The sequence below is a fragment of the Achromobacter deleyi genome, from assembly GCF_013116765.2.
In the GTDB taxonomy this organism is placed as follows: domain Bacteria; phylum Pseudomonadota; class Gammaproteobacteria; order Burkholderiales; family Burkholderiaceae_B; genus Achromobacter; species Achromobacter deleyi_A.
Window position 1 is genome coordinate 1836538 of record NZ_CP074375.1, and the last position, 22393, is coordinate 1858930.

Consider the following 22393-nt stretch of genomic DNA (forward strand, 5'->3'; position numbering starts at 1 on the left):
CACGCCATGTCATTTACCGATTTCTTTATTCGCCGTCCCGTCCTGACCATCGCCTTTGCCCTGCTGATCGCGCTGATCGGCGCGCGCGCGTTGCTGGACTTGCCGCTGCGCCAGTATCCCCGCATCGAAAGCGCGGTGGTCACCGTCACCACCGAGTACCCAGGCGCCTCCGCGGACCTGATGCAGGGCTTTGTGACCACCACGCTGGCGCAAGCCGTCGCCACCACGCAAGGAGTGGAATACCTCACTTCCTCTTCCGAACAAGGCCGCAGCACCATCAGCGCCTACCTGCGCCTGAACGCCAATTCCGACACCGCTTTGACGGAGGTGCTGGCCAAGGTCAATGAGGTGCGTTACCTGCTGCCCGAAGATGCCTACGATCCCGTGGTGGTGCGCCAGTCTCCCGGCGCCATCGGAGTGGTCTACGCCGGATTCACCGCGCCGCCCGGCCAGACGCTGACCGGCATCACGGATTACCTGTTGCGCGTAGCCCGGCCGATGCTGACCACCGTCGACGGCGTGGCGGCGGTGAACGTCCTGGGCGGTCAGGCGCTGTCGATGCGCATCTGGCTCGATCCGCTGCGCATGGGCGCCCACGGCATCACGGCGGCGGACGTCGAATCCGCCATCAGGGACAACAACTACCAGGCCGCTCCCGGTCAATTGCGCGACGCGATGGTGGTGACCAACGTGCGGGCGGACACCAGCCTGGACAGCGTCCAGGGCTTCCGGGAACTGGTCGTCAAGCGCGGCGCGACCCTGGTGAGAATGGAAGACATCGCCACCGTCGAGATCGGCGCGCAAAGCCGCGACCAGATCGCCGGCATGAATGGCGAACCCGCCGTGTACCTGGAGGTCATGGCGACGCCGGGGGGCAACCCGCTGACGATATCCCGGGAAGTCCGCGCGATCCTCGCGGGGCTGGACTTGCCGGACGGCGCCAAGATGGCGATTCCGTACGACGTCACGGTGTTCATCGACGCCGCGATCGGCAACGTGCTCAGCAAGTTTGGCATCGCCAGCCTGGAGGTCGTCCTGGTGATCTTCATCTTCCTCGGATCGCTGCGCGCGGTCGCCGTCCCGGCCCTGAGCATTCCGCTGTCTCTGCTGGGCGCCGCCGCGGCCATGCTGGCGCTGGGGTTCAGCTTGAACCTGCTGACCCTGCTGGCCATGGTGCTGGCGATCGGCCTGGTGGTGGACGATGCGATCGTCGTGGTGGAGAACGTCCACCGGCGCATGGAAGAAGGCGAATCTCCCCTGGACGCCGCCATCAACGGCGCCCGCGAGATCGTCGGCCCCGTCCTGACCATGGCAGCCACACTGGTCGCCGTCTACGCCCCGCTGGGCCTGATCGGCGGCCTCACTGGCGCGCTGTTCAGCGAATTCGCCTTCACGCTGGCCGCCGCGGTCGTCGTTTCCGCGGTGGTGGCGCTGACCGTGTCGCCCATGATGGCCTCCAGGCTGTTGCGGCGGGAGGCTCCAGGCCGCTACGCTCTCGCGGTGGAGCGCGTCACGGCCAGGTTGACCGGCGCCTACGACCGCGCGCTGGGCCGCCTGCTGCAAGACACGCGGCTCGTCCTGCTGGTCGGCGCGGGCGTGCTTGCCAGCCTGCCCATCCTGTTCAATGGCCTGCAGTCCGAACTGGTGCCGGCCGAAGACCAGGGCGAGATCATTGTCGACATGAAGGGCCCGCAGGCCGGCAGCCTGGAATTCCTGGAAGCCGAAGCCAGGCGGGTCGAGGCGGCGCTCCTGGCGCTGCCGGAGGCCGGCACGGTCTACATGGTGTCCGGCGTGGGAGGAGCCCTGAACAAAGGCTGGGCAGGCGTGATGCTAAGCCCGTGGGACAGCCGGCAGCGCAGCGCCGACATGGTCATGGCCGACCTGCAGGCCACCTTGCCCGGCATCGAGGGCATCGCCGCCTCGGCCTTCCTGCCCGCGCCCCTGCCCGGGTCGGTAGGCGGCTTCCCGGTGCAGTTCGTGGTCTCTTCCGCCGCCGGCCACCGGGTAGTCCACGACGCGATGGAGCAGCTGAAGGCCGCCGCGCGCGCCAGCGGACAATTCGCGTTCGTCGATTCCGACCTGACCTTCAGCAACCCGACCACGCTGGTCCGGATCGACCGCTCCAAGGCGCATGATCTGGGCCTCAGCATGAAAGAGATCGGCGACACCCTGGCGCGCCTGGTCGGCGAGTCCTACGTCAACCGCTTCGGCGCACAGGGCCGATCCTACGACGTGATCCCGCAGGCGCCTCGCAGCCTGCGCCTTACCGCCGAATCCCTGGATCTGTTCCATGTCCGGACCGCCACCGGCGGGCAGGTGCCGCTATCCACCGTGGTCTCGCTGGAGAAAGGCGTGGAGGCCAACGCACTCACGCAGTTCAACCAATTGAACAGCGCCACGCTGGTGGCCATTCCGGCGCCCGGCGTCCCGCTGGGCCAGGCCGTGGCATTCCTGCAAGCCCAGTCCGAGCAGTTGCCCGCCGGGTTCCAGACCAGCTTCCTGGGCGAATCGCGGCAGTACCTGCAAGAGCAAGGCGGCTTTGCCGTGACCTTCGCTTTTGCGCTGGTCTTCATCTTCCTGGTGCTGGCCGCGCAGTTCGAAAGCGCGCGGGATCCGCTGCTGATCCTGACCACGGTTCCGCTTGCCGCCTGCGGCGCGCTGGCGGCCATGTTCTTCGGCTTTGGCACGCTCAACATCTACACCCAGATCGGACTGGTCACCCTGATAGGGCTTATCACCAAGCACGGCATCCTGATCGTGGAGTTCGCCAACGTCGAGCAGCGCACGCGGGGGCTGGATCGTGTCCAGGCCGTACGCGCCGCGGCCGCGACGCGCATCCGTCCCATCCTCATGACGACGGCCGCGATGGTGGGCGGCCTGATTCCGCTGCTGTTCGCCAGCGGCGCCGGCGCCGGCAGCCAGCGCGCCATCGCCTCCGTGCTCGTGGCCGGCCTGCTCGTCGGCACGCTGTTCACGCTGTTTGTCCTGCCCGCCGTCTATGCCCGATTCGGGCGCAACCTTGCCGCCCAGGCCGCCCCCGCCGACGCCGGCGGCAGCGCCAGCCAGGCCCCCGCCCTACCCAAAAGCCCCTGACATGACATACGCTTTGAACTTCCCTTCCCTGCGCCGCGATGCGCGCCTGGTCCTGGCATTGCTGTCCCTGGCACTGGCCGGCTGCTCGATGCGCCCGCCCTACGCGCCCGAAGCCGGCCCGATCCCGACCGCCTACAAGCACGCCATGCCGGAGCCCGCTGCCGCATGGAAGACCGCCGAGCCCTCCGACGATGCGCTGCGCGGCGCCTGGTGGACGCTGTTCCAGGACCCCACGCTCAATACCCTGCAAGCCGCCGCGCAAGACGCCAACCCGACGTTGCACGCGGCCTATGCGCGTCTGCAGCAATCCCGCGCCCACCACAGACAGGCGCGCTCGGCGCTGTTTCCGCGCCTGGATGCCGGGTTCGGACCGACCCGCCAACGGGAGTCCCCTGCCTCGCAGGGCCAGGGCGACAACGGGCCGGCCGCGCATTCGACCTTGTGGCGGGCCGAGGGTTCGGTGGCGTATGAGGCCGATCTGTTCGGCCGCGTGGCCTCGACGGTCGGCGCGGCTTCGGCCGACCTGGCCCGCAGTGGCGCGCTGTATCGCCTGACCCTGCTGGCCTTGCAGGCCGACGTGGCGGACACTTACTTCCTGATCCGCGAACTGGACGCCGAGCACGGCGTCTATCGGCACGCGCTGGCGCTGCGCGAGCGCGGGTATCAGTTAAGCCGCGGACGCTTTGACGCCGGCGCCGCAGGCGAGCTGGATGTCGTGCGCGCCAGCGCAGAGCTGGAAACCGCGCGGGCCGACGCCATCGGCGCACAACGCCGCCGCGCCAGCGCGGAGCACGCGCTGGCGATCCTGCTGGGCAAGGCGCCCGCCGACTTCGCCCTGCCGCCTCGACCGCTGGCGCGCATCACACTCAGCATTCCGCCCGGCCTGCCCTCGGCCTTGCTGGAGCGCCGGCCAGACATCGCCGCGGCCGAACGCGCGATGGCCGCGGCCAACGCACGCATCGGAGCGGCCAAGGCCGCCTTCTTTCCGAGGCTGGAACTGACCGGCGCCGCGGGTTTCGAGTCGTCCGACCTGAGCCAGCTGTTCCAATGGTCCAGCCGGACCTTCCTGCTGGGACCGTTCCTGGGCACGGCGCTATCCCTGCCCATCCTGGATGGAGGCAGGCGCCAGGCCGAGCTGGACGCGGCGCACGCGGTCTATGCCGAAGAAGCGGCGCGCTACCGCGAAACGCTGCTCAATGCCTTCAGGGAGGTCGAGGACAATCTTGCGCATCTGCGCTTCATGGCGGCCCAGCAAGCCGCTCAAGACAGCGCCAGGCAAGCGGCGGAACGTTCAGCCGAGCTGTCCCGCCTGCAATACGAGACCGGCACCCACACCCAGCTGGACGTCATCGATGCGCAACGGACCGTGCTGGAGCAACAACTGGCCAGCGCCAGGCTGGATGGAGATCAGGCCCGGACCACCGTGCGCCTGATCCGCGCCTTGGGCGGCGGCTGGGACACGCCCCTGCCCGCCATCGCCCTCAACTCACCACCAACAGCGGCGACGCCATCGACGCATCCGCCGCCTCGGCCTTCACCCAGTCGATGAAAGCCTGCACTTCGGGCCGGTCGAGTGCGTCCGGCCGGCTGACGATGTAGTACGCGAACCGCGCTGGCCAAGGCCGGTCCAGCGCGATCGCCAGCTTGCCCGAATCAATGTCTTCGCGCGCGTGGGTGTCCTGCACCAAGGCGATGCCCTGCCCCGTGCCGGCGGCGCGCAACAGCAGCAGGTCGTCCTCGAAGCTGGAGCCGCGCTCGGCATCCGGCCCCGCCTCCACGCCGTGCGCCTGCAGCCACAGCGCCCAGTCGGCGCGGTCGGAATCCTGCAGCAGCGGATACTTCAGGCAGTCCTCCGGGCTCGTGATGCGGGGACCTCGGGCCAGCAAGGCCGGGTTGGCCACGGGCAACAGCACCGGCGTCATCAGGCGGAAGGTCGACAACCCCGGGTAATGCCCCAGGCCATGGCGCAGCGCCACGTCGATCCGGTCGCGCTTGAAGTCCACCAGGTGGGACGACGCCTCCACCCGGACCTCGATATCCGGATACAGGGCCGAGAAGCGGCCTATGCGCGGCACCAGCCAGGACGAGGCGAACGAAGGAACGGTGCTGATGGTGAGGGTCCGCTGCGCGGTGTGGGACTCCAGCAGCGACATCGACTCTTCGATCTGGTCGAAGGCGCGCAGCAGACCCGGATAGGCGCTGGCTCCGGCAGGCGTCAGGCGCACCCCATGGCGTTCGCGGACAAAGAGCGTCACGCCCAGCCGGTCTTCAAGCAGGCGAATCTGCTGGCTGACGGCGCCGGGCGTGACGCCCAGCGCCTCGGCCGCCGCTTTCAGGCTGCCCAGGCGGCCGGTCTCGGTGAAGGCTCGCAAAGCAAGCAGGGGCAGCACGGCTCCCATGGCATTCCTTGATTTAGAAAATCTAACTTCTTGTTTTCGTGAAAACCCGCAAGTTCGCCAATATACCCCGGCCAACCTCGGACAGCCATGAACTTCAAGGATAGACAATCTAAATGTAAAAAAGCCCGCTGGCAGCGGGCTTTCGTATTGCGGGGCCGAGATCAGAGCATGTGCGCCAGGAATTCACGGCTGCGCGCCTGCTGGGGCGCGCGGAAGAAGTCGGCCGAGGGCGCTTCTTCGACGATACGGCCCTCGTCCATGAAAATGACCCGGTGCGCCACTTCACGCGCAAAGCCCATTTCATGGGTGACCACCAGCATCGTCATGCGTTCGTCGGCCAGCTGCTTCATGGTGCGCAGGACTTCCCCGGTCAGTTCCGGGTCCAGCGCCGAGGTGGGCTCGTCGAACAGCATGATGTCGGGTTCCATCGCCAATGCGCGCGCGATGGCCACGCGCTGCTTCTGGCCGCCCGACAGGCGCGTGGGATAGTTGTCGCGCTTGTTGAGCAGGCCGACCTTGCGCAGCAGCTCTTCGGCCTTGGGAATGATCGCGGCGCGCGACATGCCCTTGACGGTGACGGGCGCTTCAATGATGTTCTGCAGCACGGTCATGTGCGGGAACAGGTTGAACGACTGGAACACCATGCCCATCTTGCGGCAGATGCGGCGCACGTCGGCGTCGCTGGCGTACTGGCTGCGCCCGCCCGGGACCGCGGTGGCCATGGCTTCGCCTTCGACCTCGATGCTGCCCTCGTCGATGGTCTCCAGATGGTTCAGGCAGCGCAGGAAGGTGCTCTTGCCCGAGCCCGACGGACCGATCACCGCCACCACCTCGCCCTGGCCCAGGGTCAGCGACACCTCGTCCAGCACGCGGTTCGCGCCGAAGGACTTGATGATGTTGCGGGCTTCGATCATGACGGGACGGGAGGCCTGCCCCGGCTGGCCGGGCAAGGAATTACTGGTCATATTTGGCATAGCGCTTTTCCATGTGCTGGAAGAACCACGTCAGAACCAGCGTCATGAGGAGATAGAAGGCGGCGGCGACCAGGAAAGGCGTGGTCGTGAAATCGCGCTGCACGATGCCGCGCGCCGTGCGCAGGATGTCGTTGAGCGCCAGCACGTAGATGAGCGAGGTGTCCTTGACCAGCGTGATGGTCTCGTTGCTCATGGGCGGGAGCACGCGCTGCACCATCTGCGGCAGCACGATGCGGCGCAGCGTCTGCAGATAGGTCATGCCCAGCACCTTGCTGCCTTCGTACTGGCCCCGGTCCACCGACTGGATACCGGCCCGGAAGATCTCGGCAAAGTACGCCGCGTAATTCAGGGCAAACGCCACCACGGCGGCCGGAAAATCGGGCAGCCGCACCCCGATCACGGGCACGAACGGCAGCGCGAAGTAGATGAACAGCATCTGGAGCATTAGCGGCGTGCCGCGCATCAGCCAGATATAGCCATTGACCAGCCGGCTCAGCAGCCGCCACTTGGAAATCCGCACCAGGGCCAGCACCAGCCCCAGCGGCACGGCCAGCGCCAGCGTGATGAAGAACAGCGTCAAGGTCACTTTCGCGCCTTGCGCCAATGGTCCCAATAGGGAGAGTACGTAGTCCATGCAGTGGGTTCGGGCCGCGCGGGCAAGAGGGAATCATGGGCAAGCCCGCCTGGCCTGGTGGCGCGCGGCGGGCTGCGGGACTGCAACAGGTCAAGGCGCCCCGGCCGGCAGGCCGCGGACGCGCTTGCCGCTTACTTGATGATGTTGGCGCCGAACCACTGGGTGGCGATGCGGCCGGCGGTGCCGTCCTGCTTCATCGAATCCAGCGTCTTGTCCAGCTTGCCCAGCAGTTCGGTGTCGTCCTTGCGCACGCCCACGCCGTAGTCTTCCGTGCCGAAGTTCTCTTCCAGCACGCGGTATTCGCCCGCGCGCTTGCTGATCAGGTAGCGGCCGACCACTTCGTCGACGACGATGGCGTCCAGGCGGCCAGCGGCCAGGTCCATCAGGGCGGTGACGTTATCGCCGAACTTCTTCACTTCCTTGATCTGGGCGGCAACCGGGTCGCGGGCGATGGCGTCGGTGGCGCTGCTGCCGTCCTGCGCGCCGACGATCTTGCCGGCCAGGTCGTTCTTGACCTTAACGGGCGACGCGTTGCCGACGATGATGATCTGGTGGTTGGCCATGTAGGGCGCGGTGAAGCTGATGTTCTTCTTGCGCTCTTCGGTGATGGTCAGGCCGTTCCACAGGACGTCCACGCGCTTGCCGTTGAGTTCGGCCTCCTTGGCGCTCCAGTCGATCGGCTTGAATTCGACTTCCATGCCCAGGCGCTTGCTGGCTTCCTTGGCCATGTCGATGTCGAAACCGACGATCTGGTTGCTGGCGTCGCGAAAGCCCATGGGCGGGAAATTGTCGTCCAGGCCGACGACGACCTTCTTGGCGGCGGCCGGCGCCTGGGCGCCAGCGGCGGGCGCGTTGTCGCTGGGACCGCAAGCCGTGAGCAGCGTGGTTGCGGACACAAGAAGAACAGCAGTCAGTTTTTTCATCGTTATGGGTGCGCCTGGCGCAGGAATGAAGAAGGCCGGGAAGGCTCGACAATAAGCCGCGAGCCGCTATTTTAGCGTCCCCGCCAGGAAGTGCCGGCCAGGCCGCCGCCCGAGCCGCGCGTCCGCCTGCCGGACAGGCGCGGCATGCTAGGCTGGGGCCCCTTTCCGCATGGATGCCGCATGACCCCTGCCATACGCCTGGGCCCCCTCGTATTTCCCACGGAACTCGCGGTGCTGATCGCGGCCGCCGCCATCGGGCTGCTGGCGGGACGCCTGCTGGATCGCCGGCCCGGCCCGACCCGCCCGGCGGACATTTCGACCGTGCTGTGGCGCGCCCTGATCGCGGGGCTGGTCGTGGCCCGGCTGGGCTTTGTCTGGCAATACCGGGACCATTTCATGGAAGATCCCGTCAAGTTCCTGGACCTGCGCGATGGCGGCTGGTCGGGCATGTTGGGACTTGCCGCCGCCTGGATCTACGGCCTGGGCGCCATGGTCCGGCGCGCCGCGCCCCGGCCGGCGGTGCTGGGCGCCCTGCTCCTGGCCAGCCTGGCCTGGTTCGGCGGCGGGCGCTTGCTGGCTCCCTCCAGCGTGGCGCCGCCGGCGCTGGCCACCTTGTCGCTGGAACAACTGGATGGCGCGCCATCCACGCTGGCGGCCTTCCACGGCAAGCCTACCGTGATCAACCTGTGGGCAAGCTGGTGCCCGCCGTGCCGCCGCGAGATGCCGGCCTTCGCCGGCGCGCAGGCCGCGAATCCGGATGTGAACTTTGTCTTCCTGAACCAGGGCGAAGCGGCCCCCGAAATCCGGCGGTATCTGGACGAACATGCGCCGGGTCTGCAGAACGTCCTGCGCGACCCGGCAAGCGAAGCATCGCGCAAGATGAGCAATCGGGGCTTGCCGGCCACCCTGTTCCTGGATGCCGGCGGACGCCTGGTCGACCTGCGCGTGGGCGAATTGTCCGCGGCCACGCTGGCCCAGCGCCTGGAAGCGGTACGGGCGACACCAGTCGGCAAATAGGGGCGGATTTCGCTCCCCGGCTTGCCCGACCCGTCTGCGGCAGGTATTCTCCTGCCCGTGGCTATGGGGGTCCTTCCTTCTAACCCTAGATAACCTAGGGTCCCCGCTCTCCGCACCGCGCCTGCCATCGGCAGGCGTTTTCATTGGCATCGGCGATATGAATCCTATCTATCTGCGGCGGCGCGGCCGCCTGTTGCTGGACCAGCCCGCCACGGACGACACCGGCGGCCAGCCCGTCAGCGCCATCGACCTGGCAGCCGTGCAGGCGCAGGCCGAAGCGTTGGGCTTCGTGCTGTCGGACGAAGTGATAGCAAAGCTGGCCGCCTGGCCCCTGGCCCAGGTCACCCATGCCGCGCGCAAGCTGCTCAAGGAATTTCGCCACCTGACGGGCGCGCATCGCGCGCACCGTCCGCTGTATCCGGATTTTCCGCAACAGGTGCAGGGGCTCGACGACGCGCAGCGCTATCTGGACGCCGTCCATCATTACCTGACCCTGCGCCGCATGCCCGGCGAAAACACCGAGCGCACACCGCTGCTCCATGGCCGCAACCCGCAGATCATCGAGCTGGGCGACACCGCCGGATTCGAGGCCATCTTCACGCAGCTGGCCGCCGCCCGGACCGCGCTGTCCGAGGAAGACCGCGACGACCTGGCCTGGTTCGTGAAGCAGTACCGCGACGACATTTACCGCCTGATGCCGGCCGAGATTCCCTTCAAGGAAAACCTGGCGCACCTGGCTGCGAACCTGCTGCTACATGCGCCCGGACCCGCCGCCGTAGCGTTCCTGGAAGACCGCCTGGACACCGCCACCGACGTGCTGCGCGTGGCCGTGGCGCTGGCGGGCGGCGACGCCTCGCTGGCCAAACCCACCCGCTTCAAATCCCTGTCCCGCGCGCGCCGCAAGCTGCTGCTGGGCCTGATCGAACGCCACCCCAACGCCGCCGAAGACATGCAGCGCTGGGGCGAACGCTGGAAGCGGCTGGGCGAAACCCTGCATCCGGGCGAGTTCGCCCAGCGCTTTCCGCGCACCGCCGCCGCCTTTGCCCTGCTGCGCAGCGGCAAGCCCGCGCCCACCTTCAACAGCCGCATCGAAGCCCTGTTGCAGGCCGGCCAGATCGAAGAGGCTGCCCGCGAGCTGGAAGGCCGCCCCGGCGAATTCGCCCGGCGGCTGGACCACCTGCTGCGCGGCGCCGCCGACCCGGCGCCCGTGCTGGCCGGCTTTGCCCGCGCCGCCGGCAAGGTGTCCACGCCGGTGCTGCTGCAGCTCTACACCCATGCCAGCCACCGCGACGCGCCCACGCCCCTGCGCGCCTTCTACCCCAAGGGCGACGTGGCCAAGGTGTACGCGACGAAAGACGCGCGCTCGCCACTGCCCGCCGGCTGCGCCGACGCCGTGGCCCAGGCCTGCAAGACCGCCTTGCTGACGCGCTTTGCCGCGCTGGCGCCGCTGGGCGACTGCTATGTCGACCCGGCGCTGCGCGAACATGCCGCGCCCTTTGCCCAGCGTTCCGCATCGCGCAGCCTGCGCACGCTGGCGCGCGGCAGCAGCATGCCCATGCCGGACGCGGCGTTCGTGCGCCTGTTCCTGTGGTGGAAGAACGGCAGCGGACGCGCCGATGTGGATCTGTCGGCCGCCATGTTCGGCCCGGATTTCGGCTTCATCGACGCCCTCACCTACTACCGCCTGCAAAGCTATGGTGGGTATCACAGCGGCGACATCGTCGATGCGCCCCAGGGTGCGGCGGAGTTCATCGACCTGGACCTGGCGCGCCTGCAGGCTCGCGGTGTCCGCTTCGTAGTCATGGTGCTGAACAGCTACACCCAGCAGCCGTATTGCGAACTGCCCGAGTGCTTCGCGGGCTGGATGGCCCGCGAGGACGCCAACTCCGGCGAACCCTTCGAGCCGCGCGCCGTGGTGGACCGCGTGGATCTGGCCTCCGACACGCTGATCTGCCTGCCCCTGGCGCTGGACCTGCAGGACCGGCGCGTGCGCTGGATGGACGTGGCCTTGCACGCGCAGCCGCGCCTGAACAATGTGGCCAACAACCTCTCCGGCGTGTCCCTCATGCTGCGCGCCATGCTTGCCCGCCCGCAGACGGATCTGCACACGCTGTTCACCTTGCATGCCCAGGCGCGAGGCCGGCTTGTCGGCAGCGCCGACGCGGCGCGGACCGTCTTCGCCCTGGACTCGGGCATCACGCCGTTCGACACCGACCGCATCCGCGCCGAGTTTCTCTGACGCCATGCCCCGGGCGGGCTGCCTATTGGCGGCCCGCCGCCCAGGCTCAGCCCATCGCGGCCAGCATCAGGTCCAGGTTTTGCACCGCCGCGCCGGACGCGCCCTTGCCCAGGTTGTCGAACACCGCCGTCAGCAGCACCTGTCCGTGCTGTTCGTTGCCATAGACGCCCAGGCGCAGATCGTTGGTCCCGTTGAGCGCCTGCGGATCCAGATGCGTGTGCGCCGCCGCCTCCTCGCGCGCCACCACCTGCACATGGGCCGCGCCGGCGTAATGCCGGGCCAGGCAATCATGCAACTGCTGGCTGCCCACGCCCGCCGGCAGCAGGCGCAAGTGCAGGGGCACGGTCAGGACGATGCCCTGGCGGAACGCGCCATACGCCGGCACGAAGACCGGGCGCTGCGTCAGGCCGGCATGCCGCTCGATCTCCGGCGTGTGCTTGTGGGCCAGGCCCAGGCCATACAGCTGGAATGCCGGGCCCTGCGCGCCGCCCGCGCCCTCATAGGCGTCCACGCTGGCGCGGCCACCGCCCGAATAGCCGGACACCGCATGCACGACCGCCGGATAGTCCGCCGGCACCAGGCCTGCCTGAACCAAGGGCCGCAGCAAGGCGATTGCGCCGGTGGGATAGCAGCCGGGGTTGCTGACTCGCAGGGCCTGGGCAATCCGTTCGGCCTGGCCGGCGTCCATCTCGGGAAAGCCATACACCCAGCCCGCATCCGTGCGGTGGGCGGAACTGGCGTCGATGATGCGGACCTTGGGATTGACGACGGAAGCCGCCGCCTGCCGCGCCGGCTCATCCGGCAGGCACAGGATCGCGACATCGCAGGCATTGATCGCCTCGGCGCGGTGCTGCGGGTTCTTGCGGTCGGCCTCGGGCAACGTCAGCAGCCGCAAGTCGCCGCGCCCGTTGAGCCGTTCATGGATCTGCAGGCCGGTGGTGCCCTGGTCGCCGTCGATAAATACAAGGGGTTGGGTCATGACGCTGTCCGCCTAGGTTTTTGGGGGGGAAGGCACTCATCTTCGATCCGGACGCCAGATAAGAAAAGTCGAATATCATGACCGTTCAATTCAGTTTTTATGAACGAGCGTACCCATGCGAGAGATCAGCCTGGACCGACTGCGCACCCTGGTGGCCATCGCCGACCTGGGGTCGTTCGCGGACGCCGCGCGCGCCTTGCACCTGGCGCCGCCCACGGTCAGCCTGCATGTGGCGGACCTGGAGTCCCGCGTCGGCGCCCCGCTGCTGACCCGCAAGCGCGGCCAGGTCCGGCCCACCGCCATCGGCGAAACCCTGCTGGAACGCGCCCGCCGGCTGCTCGCCGAGGCCGATCAGGCCCTGGACGATGTGCAGCGCCAGGTGCAGGGCCTGGCCGGCCGGGTACGGCTGGGCGCGTCCACCGGAGCCATCGCGCATCTGCTGCCGCAAGCGCTTGAGACACTCGGCCGCGACCATCCCGGCATCGACGTGCAGGTGGCGGTGCTGACTTCCCAGGAAACCCTGTTGCGGCTGGCGGACGGATCGCTGGACGTGGGCCTGGTGGCCCTGCCCCAGCCCCCTCTCGACGGCCTGGTGCTGCGCCCCTGGCGCCGCGATCCGGTGATGGCCTTCCTGCCCGCCGGCTGGCAAGTGCCCGCGCGCATCACCCCTGCCTGGCTGGCCGAACGGCCGCTGATCCTGAACGACGCCAGCACCCGGCTGTCGCGCCTGACGGGCGAATGGTTCGCGGCCGCCGGGCTGAATCCGCGCGCCCGCATCCAGCTCAATTACAACGACGCGATCAAGAGCCTGGTGGCCGCGGGCTATGGCGCCACCCTGCTGCCGCACGAGGCCACCGCGCCGCAACCCGATCCGCGCGTCATCATGCGGCCGGTGCGGCCCGCGCTGTGGCGCCCCTTGGGCATCGCGCATCGCGCCGGGCAGGTCGAGCGCGCCACCCAGCACGTGCTGGATGTCTTGTGGGAATTACGGGCCGCTGGCGGGGGCCGCGCCACCGCGTCCTAGCCGCTCTATCGGCATCACGCGCGCGTAGACGGCGCGCGGCGAAAGAACGCCGTGCGCTGGCTTTCCTCGCGCAGCCGCCGCGCGCGGGACCGGAACAAGTCCTTGCGGCCCACGATGCCCAGCAGGCGGCCGCTCGCGCGGTCCACGATCGGCACCCTGCCCGCGCCCGACAAGGCCATGCGGTCCGCGATCTGGCTGGCCAATTCCTCCGGATAGCCATGCACCAGCTCGCGCCCGGCCAGCGCTTCGGCCAGGGTCCGTTCATCCTGTTCGCTGTCCAGCGCCCAGGCCAGGCTGTCGGCCCGCGTCACTTCGCCCACCACGACGCCCTGGCCGTCCAGCACGGGATAACTGGTGTGGACCGGCTGCGCGGTCGTGAAATGCTCGATCGCCTGCGCCACCGTCAGCGTGTCGGGCAAGGTCTGCACAGGCGTGGTCATCACGTCGGCCACGCGCAGCAGATCGAAGGGGTCCACCCGGTACTCGCGGCTGATGTGGTGGCCGCGCCGCGCGATCTTCTCCGTCAGGATGGAGCGCTTGAGCAGCAGCACCGTAACGCCATAGGCAAACACGCAGGCCGACAGCACCGGCAGCAGCGCGCCGATATTGCCCGTCAGTTCCACCGCGAACAGGGTCGCCGTCAGCGGCGCCCGCATCGTGCCCCCCATCATCGCGGCCATGCCCAGCAAGGCCCAGAAGCCCGGATCCGCCTGCGGCAGCAAGGGCGAGGCCAGCGCGCCGAGTGCGCCGCCGAAGATCAGCAAGGGCGCCAGCACGCCGCCGGACGTGCCCGACCCCAGGGCGATGGACCAGATGGCCACCTTGACCACCAGCAGCACCAGCACCGCCTGGAAGGCCAGGTCGCCCGCCAGCAGATGCCGGATGTTGTCGTAGCCCACCCCCAGCGCGGCGGGCTCGATCAGCCCGCCGATGCCGATGGCCAGGCCGCCGATGGCCGGCCACCACATCCAATGGAAAGGCAGCTTTTCGAACAGGTCCTCGGCCGTGTACACCAGCGAGGTCAGCACGCCCGACCCCAGCCCCGCCAGCACGCCGACCGCGGCGCACGCCAGCAGGTGCCAGGGCGTGAAGGCAAGCGCGCCAGAGTAGGCAAAGATGGGGCCCGGCTCCAGCACGAACGCGCGCGTGGCGGCCGCCACCAGCGCGGCCATCGCCACCGGCAAGAAGCTGCGCGGCTTCCATTCGAACAGCAGCAGCTCCACCGCCAGCAGCACCGCCGCCAGCGGCGTCGCGAAGATGGCCGTCATGCCGGCCGCGGCCCCAGCCACCAGCAGCGTCTTGCGCTCGCCGTCGTCCAGGTGGATGGTTTGCGCCAGCAGCGAGCCGATGGCGCCGCCCGTCATGATGATGGGGCCCTCCGCGCCGAAGGGGCCGCCGGTGCCGATCGACACCGCCGACGACACTGGCTTCAGGATGGCCACCTTGGGCTGGATGCGGCTCTGGCCGATCAGGATGGCTTCCATGGCTTCGGGGATGCCATGGCCGCGTATCTTTTCGGAACCGTAGCGGGCCATCAACCCGATGATGAGACAGCCGGCAACGGGGATGGCAACGGACCCCAGGCCCAGCCGTCCGGTCGTGATCGGCAGGTCCGCGAAGGAAAACAGCCCGTGATAGGCCAGGTTGGTGCACAGGGCGATCAGGCGCAGCAGCATCCAGGCGGCCGCGACGCTGGCCAGGCCGACGGGGACGGCCAGCGCCATCAGCAGGACGACGCGGCGGTCGGTGGTGAAGTCGCCCAGCCGGATAACGGCGCGGGCGGAGGCAGGAGTGGGAGGCATGGTTGGGGGAAAGTTGGGAGCGTGTGCAAGACGTTTGCGAAATGTCATTTATATCGTATCACGACATATATTAGAATCGGACGGGTGAACCCACCCAGCACCCCCACCAGCCTGTCTCCCGCCGACTACGAACTGCTTGCGGACTTCCGCTACGCGCTGCGCAAATTCGCGGCGTTCAGCGAAAGCGCGGCCGCCGGGCTGGACCTGATGCCGCAGCAGCATCAGGCCCTGCTTGCGATCAAAGGCACCCGCAAGACCACGCCCGGACGCCGCGGCCTGTACGTAGGCGAAATCGCCGAACGCCTGCTGATCCGGCCGCACACCGCCGCGGAACTGGTGGGCCGGCTGGCCCGGCTGGACCTCGTCAGCCGCGAGCCCGACCCCGAAGACGGACGCCGCGTCGAAGTCGTGCTGACCCCCAAGGGAGAACGCATGCTGGAAGATCTGTCCGCCTCTCATCTGGAAGAGCTGCACGGCATGCGCCCCCTGCTGACACGCCTGCTGGCCCGCATGGGCAGCGACGCGGACCCGGCGTGACCCCCTCCAAATGGCATAAGCTCATAAGCGAAAGCAATTAGCCTCGTGATAAATTGTCGTCCCGCGACATATTTGAGAAGCGCGAGGAGAGACTGTTTTGGGTGTTGCTATCAAGCGCTGGCTGGGTTCGTTCGCGCCGGCGCCGGTGGGCGTCAACGGACGCGAAAAAATCTATGGCGTGCTGGGCGCGCTGGTCGGGCTGTTCTGCACCGAATGGGTGGGCCGCCACGCGCTGGGCGCCGCCAATCCCTGGTTCATCGCCCCCATGGGGGCGTCCGCCGTGCTGCTGTTCGCGGCGCCCGCCAGCCCGCTGGCGCAGCCCTGGTCGCTGATGGCGGGCAACGTCATTTCCGCGCTGATCGGCGTGTTCTGCGCCCAGTTCATCCCCGTGCCGGGCATCGCCGCCGCCGTCGCGGTGGCGCTGGCGATCGGCGCCATGTTCTCCCTGCGCTGCCTGCATCCGCCCAGCGGCGCCGTGGCGCTGACCGCGGTGCTGGGCGGTCCGTCCGTGGCCAGCCTGGGCTATGGCTTCGCGCTGTGGCCAGTGGCGCTGAACTCCCTCATCCTGCTGTGCATCGCCGTGGTGTTCAACGGCGCGCTCAAGCGCAATTACCCGCGCCGCCACGCCGAACCGGCGGCCGGCCACAGTACGCGCGACCCCGTTCCCAGCGCCCGGCTGGGTTTTTCCCGCGCCGATCTGGACGACGCCCTGAGCCAGCGCGGAGAACTGCTGGACATCAGCAAGGAAGACCTGGAAGCCATCGTGCTGGATGCCGAGCTGCGCGCCAGCGTGCGCCGCTTTGGCGATGTGCGCTGCGCCGACATCATGTCGCGCGACGTGGTGTCGGTCATGGAAAAAGACCCGCTGGACTATGCGGTCCGGCTCTTCGACAAGCACCGCCTGCAGGCGCTGCCCGTGCTGGATTCGGCCGGGCGCTATGCCGGCATGGTGGCCCAGGGCGACGTGCTGGCGCGCAAAAGCCGGCTGACGCCGGTTGCGGCCGGCAGCGAGGCGGCGCCGGACCTGCTGGTGGGCGACTGCATGCGCAGCGAAGTGCCGTTCGCCACGCCGGGCTTGCCGGTGATCGAGCTGGCGCGCCCCATGTCCGACAGCCTGCATTGCGTGCCGGTGCTGGATGAAGCGCGCAATCTGCAGGGGCTGGTGACGCAGTCCGACCTCGTCGCGGCGCTGTACCAGATGGCGGTGTCGGCCCATTCGCTGCCCGCCGGCGGCGCGAATCCGCACAAGCTGGCCGCCTGAACCCTCCGTAGCCCTACGGATTCCGGTGCGCGCTTGCCGCAAGGCATAATTTCAGGCGTGAATCCCCTATCGCGCACGCGCGCCCTCTTCTGCTGGCTGGTCTTGTTCTGCCTTGGCGCCGCCTGGATCGGCCGGCAGGAATACGTGGACCAGCACGAGCGCTTTTTCCAGAGCACCAGCGTGGCCCAGCGCATGCTGAGCCAGAAGACGGTGCAGCACGAAGCCGTGCTGGCCACGCTGGCCGCCTTGTCGCACCCGCCGTCCCCCGAACGCCTGTTCCCCAGCCTGCAGCCCGCGATGCCGCAGCTGCAGGGGCTGGGCCACCTGCCCGATGGCGCGTGGGCGGGCAGCGTGGCCGAACCTCGCGGTTTGCCGGCAGCCGTCGAGCGCGCGCGCCAACTCGGCCGGCCGGTGACGCTGCCCGTGGACGCCGCGCACTACTGGCTGGTCGCCCCGTCCAGCTGGAGCCTGCTGCTGGACGCCCGCCAGCTGGTGCCCGCCGCCGACTTTCCGCCCGGCCTCGCCAACCTGACGCTGACGGTGGATCAGACTCCTTTGCGCCTGCTGGAAAAGCAGCCGGACAACGCCGCGCTGGGCTGGAAGCTTGCGCTGCAAAAACCGCTGGGCGCGGCAAGCCAGCCGTTCCAGATGCGCAGCACGCGCACGCTGACGCCGGACACCTGGCCGTGGGCCGCATGGCTGGCCTGGGGCCTGGCCAGCGCGCTGCTGGTGGCGGGCGGCGCCGCCTGGCAGCGCTCGCGCGCCGACGCCCGGCGCCAGCAGGAACAGGTGCGCCTGGCCGCCATGGCGCGGCTCAGCACGCTGGGCGAGATGGCCGCCGGCATCGCCCATGAGCTCAACCAGCCCCTGACCGCCATCCTGGCCCACACCCGCGCCGCCGAGCGGCTGCTCGACGACGACGAGGAACGCCCCGCCGTGCGGCACGCGCTGCTGGCCAGCTCCGAACAGGCCAAGCGCGCCGCCGACATCATCAGCCGCATGCGCGCGCTGGTCCAGCCCAGTTCGCCCACATTGCGAGAGGCCCTGGATCCCGACGCCCTGGTTGCGTCGCTGCGGTTCCTGCGCGAGCCCGAACTGGCCCGCCTAGGCATACGGCTGTCCTGGCACAACGCCAGTCCCGGCGCCCGCCCCCTGGGCGACCGCGTCGCGCTCGAGCAGATCCTCCACAACCTGGTTCAGAACGCGGCGGACGCCTTGGCCGGCGTTTCCGGCCCCCGCCAGATTTCCCTGGAAGGCCGGGCGGCGGACGGAAACTACCAGTTCAGCGTCAGCGACACGGGCCCCGGCATTCCCGCCGACGCGATGCCGCGCCTGTTCGCGCCGTTCTACACCACGCGCGCCCAAGGCATGGGGCTGGGCCTGGCGTTGTGCGACACGCTGGCCGGATCCATGGATGGCCGCATCGCCGCGCGCAACCTCAGCCCGGCGGGCGCCTGCTTCACCGTGAGCCTGCCGCGCGCGGGAGCCTCCGCATGAATTCGAACGATCATTCCCCGCTGGTCTACCTGGTGGACGACGACGACGCGGTGCGCGACGGCCTGGCGCTGCTGCTGCGCAGCGTCGGCCTGCGCAGCGCGGGCTTTGGCGATCCCACGGCATTCCTGGCCGGCCTCACGCAGCCCACGATCGGTTGCGTGGTGCTGGACATCCGCATGCCGGGCATCAGCGGGCTGGACGTGCTGTCCCGGCTGGCCGAACAATCCGACCTGCCGGTGGTCATGCTGACCGGCCACGCCAATGTGGACCTCTGCCGCCGCGCGTTCAAGGGCGGCGCCATGGAGTTCCTGCAAAAGCCGGTGGACGACGATGTCTTCCTGGACGCGGTGCAGGCCGCGGTGCGCAGCCACATCGCCAGCCGCGAGCGGCTGGCCGTGACACAGGCGGCAACCGACCGCCTGGCCCGCCTGTCCGGGCGCGAGCATGAAGTCCTGGAACGCATCGTCCAGGGCATGAGCAACAAGGAAATCGCACGCGAGTTCGAGCTGTCCCCGCGCACCGTCGAGACCTATCGGGCCAATGTGTTCGCCAAGCTGGAAGCCGAGTCGCTCGCGCAGCTCATCCGGCAGTACGCGACCCTGCTGGGCTGAACCCGCCTCCGTAACGCTACGGAGGCGCGCGCGTAGTCGGGCGTATACCGCCCAGTCTGCCTTTTGGCGACACTGCGTACTCCTACCGCAAGTTCCCAACAAGGATGCAGACCATGAACCGAATCACGCTCGCCGCCCTGATGTCCTCCCTGGCTTTCGCCGGCGCCGCCCACGCCGCCGTGCTGAACGAAAGCAATCTGTCCATGGCCGACGCGCAAAAGCTCGCCACCGCCACGGTCGCGGCCTGCCAGGCCAAGGGCTATAACGTCAGCGCGGCGGTCGTCGACCGCGCCGGCCTGCTCAAGGCCTTCGCGCGCGGCGACAACGCCGGCCCGCACACCATCGAAGCCAGCCGCGCCAAGGCCTTCACCGCCGTGTCGGCCAAGACGCCCACGCTGGCCATGATGGAAAATTCGCAGAAGAACCCCGGCGCGGCCAACCTGACCGACATCCCCGGCTTCCTGCTGCTGGGCGGCGGCGTGCCGATCAAGGCCGGCGCCAACGTGATCGGCGCCATAGGCGTGGCCGGCGCGCCGGGCGGCAACCTGGACGCCCAGTGCGCCGATGCCGTGCTGGAAGAAAACGCCGCGATGTTCAAGTAAATCGTGGCAGGTGGCGGCCGGGTGCGCATCGCGCTCCGGCACGCCACGGACCCGGGCCTGGCCGCGTCCGGGTCAGGTCAGAACAGCACCTTGATGCCGGCATTGATGTTGTAGCTGCTTGCCTTTCTGCTGCCGATGCCCTGCTCCATGCCGCTTTGAAGATTCACGAAAGTGTTCTTTTTCGCAAACCAGTCGTATCCGACTTTCAAGCCAACCCGCGGGCCCGCCAGCTTATTGTCGAACGACACATCCCCCTGCGTTTGCGTCGGGTAGACGCTTGAAGAATTCCCCGCCGTGGCAAGGAGATTCACCGTCGCCCAAGCGGTGCTCGCTTTCGCGGCTTCGGACTCCCAGGTTTTGGAAAACCGCAAGCCCAGCCTGCCCGTCAAACTGTTTACGCCAGGAAGATCCACGGAACTCACGGCATCGCTGCTGGCGGAATACTTGATGCGCTGGTATATCAATTGCGCCTGCGGTTCCACCCGCAGATTGCTCGTGTCCTCGCCAATGGCAAACGACTTGCCGATTTCCGCCGACGCCAATCCGCCCCAGCCCGAGGTATTCAACTCCAGATCGGCCGTGGCGGCGTTTGTCTTCACGCTGTAGCGGCTTGCCTGCGTGACCAGATCCAGATAACCGCCCTTGCCATCCAGGACCGTGTAGTACCCGCCCAGGCTGTAGGCCAGTTGCCTGCTGCGCCCGGCAAAACTGGATTGCCTGGTGCTTTCCGAATAATGATCCACGTCGGTAGCCATGGTCGCGGCGGATGCAAAAACCCCGGCGCTGCGTCGCGACAAGCCCTTGAAGTCCACGTATACATCCGAGCCAAGCTGGATGTCGCCCAGCTTGGTCTTCGTCGCGATATCCTCATCGGCCAGGCCCATGCCGCTGCCGCGATTGCGGCCAAACTCGGTCAAGGTGCGCGCCCACGCGAACGGGTAGACCTTGCGGGCCAGCACTTCCGTCGCCCCCATCCGGTCATTCAGGGTGCCGACGCTCAATTCCCCGTAGCGCGAAGCCTGATTACCCAACTGCGAGTATATGGATACCTCCGGACGCGCTTCGCTGCGCAAATACCAGTTATTCGGATTTTGCCGGACGCCGCCCACCACCCTGCCGCCATGCTGCAGCAAATAGACATATGCGCCCCGGCGATTGCTCAATGGCGTTTCGATTTCCTGCACAAATGCATTATCCGTGGCGCTTCCTGCCTGAACCACCAGAAGCCCATCGCCCTTCAAGGGATCCCCGCCCTTGGCAGGCTCCATCTGCAGCGACAAGCCTGTCGTGCCCGTGGCGCCATTATTCAAAATAATATAATCGCTTACCCCGTCGTACTTCGGCACGGTATACAGCTTCACGGTACCGTTCTGGCCCGCAAGGCTGTTGGCCGTCACGCTTCTGCCCACGCCCTGCCCGGCGGCCGTATCGGGCGCCGCGAAATCAATGCGGCCGGCAAGCGTCAAGTCGCCAACGGTGCTGAGATTATTGCCGGCCGCCGGATTCCTGGCGTCCGTCAGCACGTTCCAGCGGCTAGACGGGTCCACGCCCATACTTGCGTCGCTGCTTACCCAGCCGTTCAATTCCGCATTTCGCAGCTCCAGGCTTGCATTCCTGCTGCGCCCGATGACCGCCGCAACCGCAGTCGATGTCGACCCGAGGGTCGTACCGTCGATGACCAGCGAACCGCCGTTCAGGTAAGTCTCGCCCGTGTAAGTCAGCAAGCCCGTCAGCGTGGTCTGGCCAGGCCCCTCTTGCAGGACATCGCCCGTTCCGGAGATTGCGTTTCCTATCGCCACGGCGTCTGCACGCTTGAACGCCAGCGCGCTGTTGGTGACGAAGGCGCCCGGGCCGATCGTTCCATTCGTGCCGCCGTCGCCGATTTGCAGCGTTCCTTCGTCCACCACCGTAACGCCCTGGTAATTGCCATCGCCGGCCACCACCAACAGCCCCGCGCCGGTTTTCCTGAATACTCCGCCGCTGCCTTCGACGACGCCGTGGAGTGTCGTCTGCGCGCCTTCGTCGATCTGTACACCTCCAGCGCTACGCACGGTCATATTGCGAAAAATGGCCGCATTATCCAGGACCTGCAGGGTCCCGCCGTCCAGGTTCAAGGCATTGCCGACGCTGCCCAGGCTCTGGTCGCTACGTATCGCCAAGGTGCCGCCCCGGATCGTCCACGGCGTGCTCGCCTGGGTTGGCGTGTTCGCCAATTCCCAAGTGCCTTCCGAGGTTTTCTCGAAGGACGAGAAACCTTGATATAAATCCGTGGTCGCAACGTTGGTGCCAATAGCGCCCAGCTTGGAAACATCGAATGCAATCCTGGCGCCCGTGACAGGATCCGTGGTCGCCGGCCCCTCCAGCACCAGCTTGTTGTTGGTGGAGCGCCTGGCGTCGACCGCGCCCACGATATCGCTTCCGGCCCGCAGGCGCAGGACGGAATTGTTCGCGGTTGCCTCATACATGATGGCGACGGCCTGTTGCTTGGTGATGTTGACTTCCACCTCCTTGCCGCCCCCGGGCCTGATCCGGCCCGCATTGATGATCTGGGTATTGGCGCCGACCACGTGGATACCGTAGCCGCCTGTGGAGGTGCCGCCCGCCCCCCCCGGCGGGCCGCCAGTAGCCTCCCCGCCCTTGCCTCCATCTCCCCCAGGTGCGGCGCCACCGCCACCACCACCACCAGTCAGTTTATCGTTTACCTTGCCGGCATTCTCGCCATCCAAACCGGAAGCCCCGCCAACCTGTCCGCCTTGGGCGCCATAAAATATCCCTCCGCCTTGGCCAGCTCCGCCTCCGCA

At 67.9% G+C, this 22393-nt stretch carries 17 protein-coding genes; 10 read left to right on the forward strand and 7 right to left on the reverse strand.

What is annotated here, in order from left to right; translation table 11 throughout:
* Positions 1-6: 6 nt before the first annotated feature.
* Both HLG70_RS08260 and HLG70_RS08265 read left to right on the forward strand, forming a co-directional pair.
* A complete protein-coding gene (locus HLG70_RS08260) occupies positions 7-3093 on the forward strand; it encodes an efflux RND transporter permease subunit (protein ID WP_171662240.1) in 3087 nt (1028 codons plus the stop codon).
* Position 3094: 1 nt separating this feature from the next.
* Positions 3095-4642, forward strand: a complete 1548-nt coding sequence (locus tag HLG70_RS08265; RefSeq protein WP_171662239.1) for an efflux transporter outer membrane subunit — start codon at positions 3095-3097, stop codon at positions 4640-4642.
* Here HLG70_RS08265 and HLG70_RS08270 read toward each other — a convergent pair.
* The 4 genes from HLG70_RS08270 to HLG70_RS08285 form a co-directional block, all read right to left on the reverse strand.
* Positions 4575-5492 (reverse strand): LysR substrate-binding domain-containing protein, encoded by a 918-nt coding sequence (locus tag HLG70_RS08270; protein ID WP_171662238.1) that lies wholly within the window; start codon positions 5490-5492, stop codon positions 4575-4577. The two genes, HLG70_RS08265 and HLG70_RS08270, sit on opposite strands and share 68 nt — an antisense overlap.
* Positions 5493-5653: 161 nt before the next feature.
* Positions 5654-6406, reverse strand: coding sequence for an amino acid ABC transporter ATP-binding protein (locus HLG70_RS08275; RefSeq protein ID WP_171662634.1), 753 nt, complete (start codon positions 6404-6406; stop codon positions 5654-5656).
* Positions 6407-6446: 40 nt separating this feature from the next.
* Positions 6447-7100, reverse strand: a complete 654-nt coding sequence (locus HLG70_RS08280; protein WP_171662237.1) for an amino acid ABC transporter permease — start codon at positions 7098-7100, stop codon at positions 6447-6449.
* 131 nt (positions 7101-7231) lie between these two features.
* Positions 7232-8023 (reverse strand): amino acid ABC transporter substrate-binding protein, encoded by a 792-nt coding sequence (locus tag HLG70_RS08285; protein ID WP_171662236.1) that lies wholly within the window; start codon positions 8021-8023, stop codon positions 7232-7234.
* Between the two features lie 180 nt (positions 8024-8203).
* Here HLG70_RS08285 and HLG70_RS08290 point away from each other — a divergent pair, with 180 nt between their 5' ends.
* Both HLG70_RS08290 and HLG70_RS08295 read left to right on the forward strand, forming a co-directional pair.
* Positions 8204-9040, forward strand: a complete 837-nt coding sequence (locus HLG70_RS08290) for a TlpA disulfide reductase family protein (protein ID WP_171662235.1) — start codon at positions 8204-8206, stop codon at positions 9038-9040.
* Between the two features lie 157 nt (positions 9041-9197).
* Positions 9198-11279, forward strand: a complete 2082-nt coding sequence (locus tag HLG70_RS08295) for a TerD family protein (RefSeq protein ID WP_171662234.1) — start codon at positions 9198-9200, stop codon at positions 11277-11279.
* 46 nt (positions 11280-11325) lie between these two features.
* On the opposite strand, the gene argC is transcribed toward HLG70_RS08295, so the two are convergent.
* Positions 11326-12258 carry an N-acetyl-gamma-glutamyl-phosphate reductase gene (gene argC / locus HLG70_RS08300; protein WP_171662233.1) on the reverse strand — a complete coding sequence of 311 codons (933 nt, stop codon included), beginning with the start codon at positions 12256-12258 and terminating at the stop codon, positions 11326-11328.
* Between the two features lie 115 nt (positions 12259-12373).
* Here argC and HLG70_RS08305 point away from each other — a divergent pair, with 115 nt between their 5' ends.
* Complete coding sequence (locus HLG70_RS08305; protein WP_171662232.1) at positions 12374-13282, forward strand: LysR family transcriptional regulator; 909 nt, start codon at positions 12374-12376, stop codon at positions 13280-13282.
* 14 nt (positions 13283-13296) lie between these two features.
* On the opposite strand, the gene HLG70_RS08310 is transcribed toward HLG70_RS08305, so the two are convergent.
* Positions 13297-15084, reverse strand: coding sequence for a chloride channel protein (locus HLG70_RS08310; protein ID WP_171662231.1), 1788 nt, complete (start codon positions 15082-15084; stop codon positions 13297-13299).
* 84 nt (positions 15085-15168) lie between these two features.
* On the opposite strand from HLG70_RS08310, the gene HLG70_RS08315 reads away from it, so the two are divergent.
* The 5 genes from HLG70_RS08315 to HLG70_RS08335 all read left to right on the forward strand — a co-directional run bounded on the left by HLG70_RS08315 (position 15169) and on the right by HLG70_RS08335 (position 19592).
* On the forward strand, positions 15169-15621 hold the full coding sequence (locus HLG70_RS08315; RefSeq protein WP_419144762.1) for a MarR family winged helix-turn-helix transcriptional regulator: 453 nt from the start codon (positions 15169-15171) through the stop codon (positions 15619-15621).
* A 97-nt stretch (positions 15622-15718) separates the two neighbouring features.
* On the forward strand, positions 15719-16882 hold the full coding sequence (locus tag HLG70_RS08320) for an HPP family protein (RefSeq protein ID WP_171662230.1): 1164 nt from the start codon (positions 15719-15721) through the stop codon (positions 16880-16882).
* 57 nt (positions 16883-16939) lie between these two features.
* Positions 16940-18379, forward strand: a complete 1440-nt coding sequence (locus tag HLG70_RS08325; RefSeq protein ID WP_171662229.1) for a sensor histidine kinase — start codon at positions 16940-16942, stop codon at positions 18377-18379.
* Entirely contained in the window at positions 18376-18990 is a 615-nt protein-coding gene (locus HLG70_RS08330) for a response regulator transcription factor (RefSeq protein WP_171662228.1), read from the forward strand. Before HLG70_RS08325 ends, HLG70_RS08330 begins: the two co-directional genes overlap by 4 nt.
* Positions 18991-19103: 113 nt before the next feature.
* On the forward strand, positions 19104-19592 hold the full coding sequence (locus HLG70_RS08335; RefSeq protein ID WP_171662227.1) for a GlcG/HbpS family heme-binding protein: 489 nt from the start codon (positions 19104-19106) through the stop codon (positions 19590-19592).
* Positions 19593-19669: 77 nt separating this feature from the next.
* Here HLG70_RS08335 and HLG70_RS08340 read toward each other — a convergent pair whose 3' ends face one another.
* On the reverse strand, positions 19670-22318 hold the full coding sequence (locus HLG70_RS08340; protein WP_171662226.1) for an autotransporter outer membrane beta-barrel domain-containing protein: 2649 nt from the start codon (positions 22316-22318) through the stop codon (positions 19670-19672).
* Between the last annotated feature and the right edge of the window lie 75 nt (positions 22319-22393).

Excerpts from the sequence above, each read along its gene's own strand:
- HLG70_RS08260 (WP_171662240.1), top strand. The coding sequence starts at position 7 with ATGTCATTTACCGATTTCTTTATTCGCCGTCCCGTCCTGACCATCGCC.
- HLG70_RS08265 (WP_171662239.1), top strand. The coding sequence starts at position 3,095 with ATGACATACGCTTTGAACTTCCCTTCCCTGCGCCGCGATGCGCGCCTG.
- HLG70_RS08270 (WP_171662238.1), bottom strand. The coding sequence starts at position 5,492 with ATGGGAGCCGTGCTGCCCCTGCTTGCTTTGCGAGCCTTCACCGAGACC.
- HLG70_RS08275 (WP_171662634.1), bottom strand. The coding sequence starts at position 6,406 with ATGATCGAAGCCCGCAACATCATCAAGTCCTTCGGCGCGAACCGCGTG.
- HLG70_RS08280 (WP_171662237.1), bottom strand. The coding sequence starts at position 7,100 with ATGGACTACGTACTCTCCCTATTGGGACCATTGGCGCAAGGCGCGAAA.
- HLG70_RS08285 (WP_171662236.1), bottom strand. The coding sequence starts at position 8,023 with ATGAAAAAACTGACTGCTGTTCTTCTTGTGTCCGCAACCACGCTGCTC.
- HLG70_RS08290 (WP_171662235.1), top strand. The coding sequence starts at position 8,204 with ATGACCCCTGCCATACGCCTGGGCCCCCTCGTATTTCCCACGGAACTC.
- HLG70_RS08295 (WP_171662234.1), top strand. The coding sequence starts at position 9,198 with ATGAATCCTATCTATCTGCGGCGGCGCGGCCGCCTGTTGCTGGACCAG.
- argC (WP_171662233.1), bottom strand. The coding sequence starts at position 12,258 with ATGACCCAACCCCTTGTATTTATCGACGGCGACCAGGGCACCACCGGC.
- HLG70_RS08305 (WP_171662232.1), top strand. The coding sequence starts at position 12,374 with ATGCGAGAGATCAGCCTGGACCGACTGCGCACCCTGGTGGCCATCGCC.
- HLG70_RS08310 (WP_171662231.1), bottom strand. The coding sequence starts at position 15,084 with ATGCCTCCCACTCCTGCCTCCGCCCGCGCCGTTATCCGGCTGGGCGAC.
- HLG70_RS08330 (WP_171662228.1), top strand. The coding sequence starts at position 18,376 with ATGAATTCGAACGATCATTCCCCGCTGGTCTACCTGGTGGACGACGAC.
- HLG70_RS08335 (WP_171662227.1), top strand. The coding sequence starts at position 19,104 with ATGAACCGAATCACGCTCGCCGCCCTGATGTCCTCCCTGGCTTTCGCC.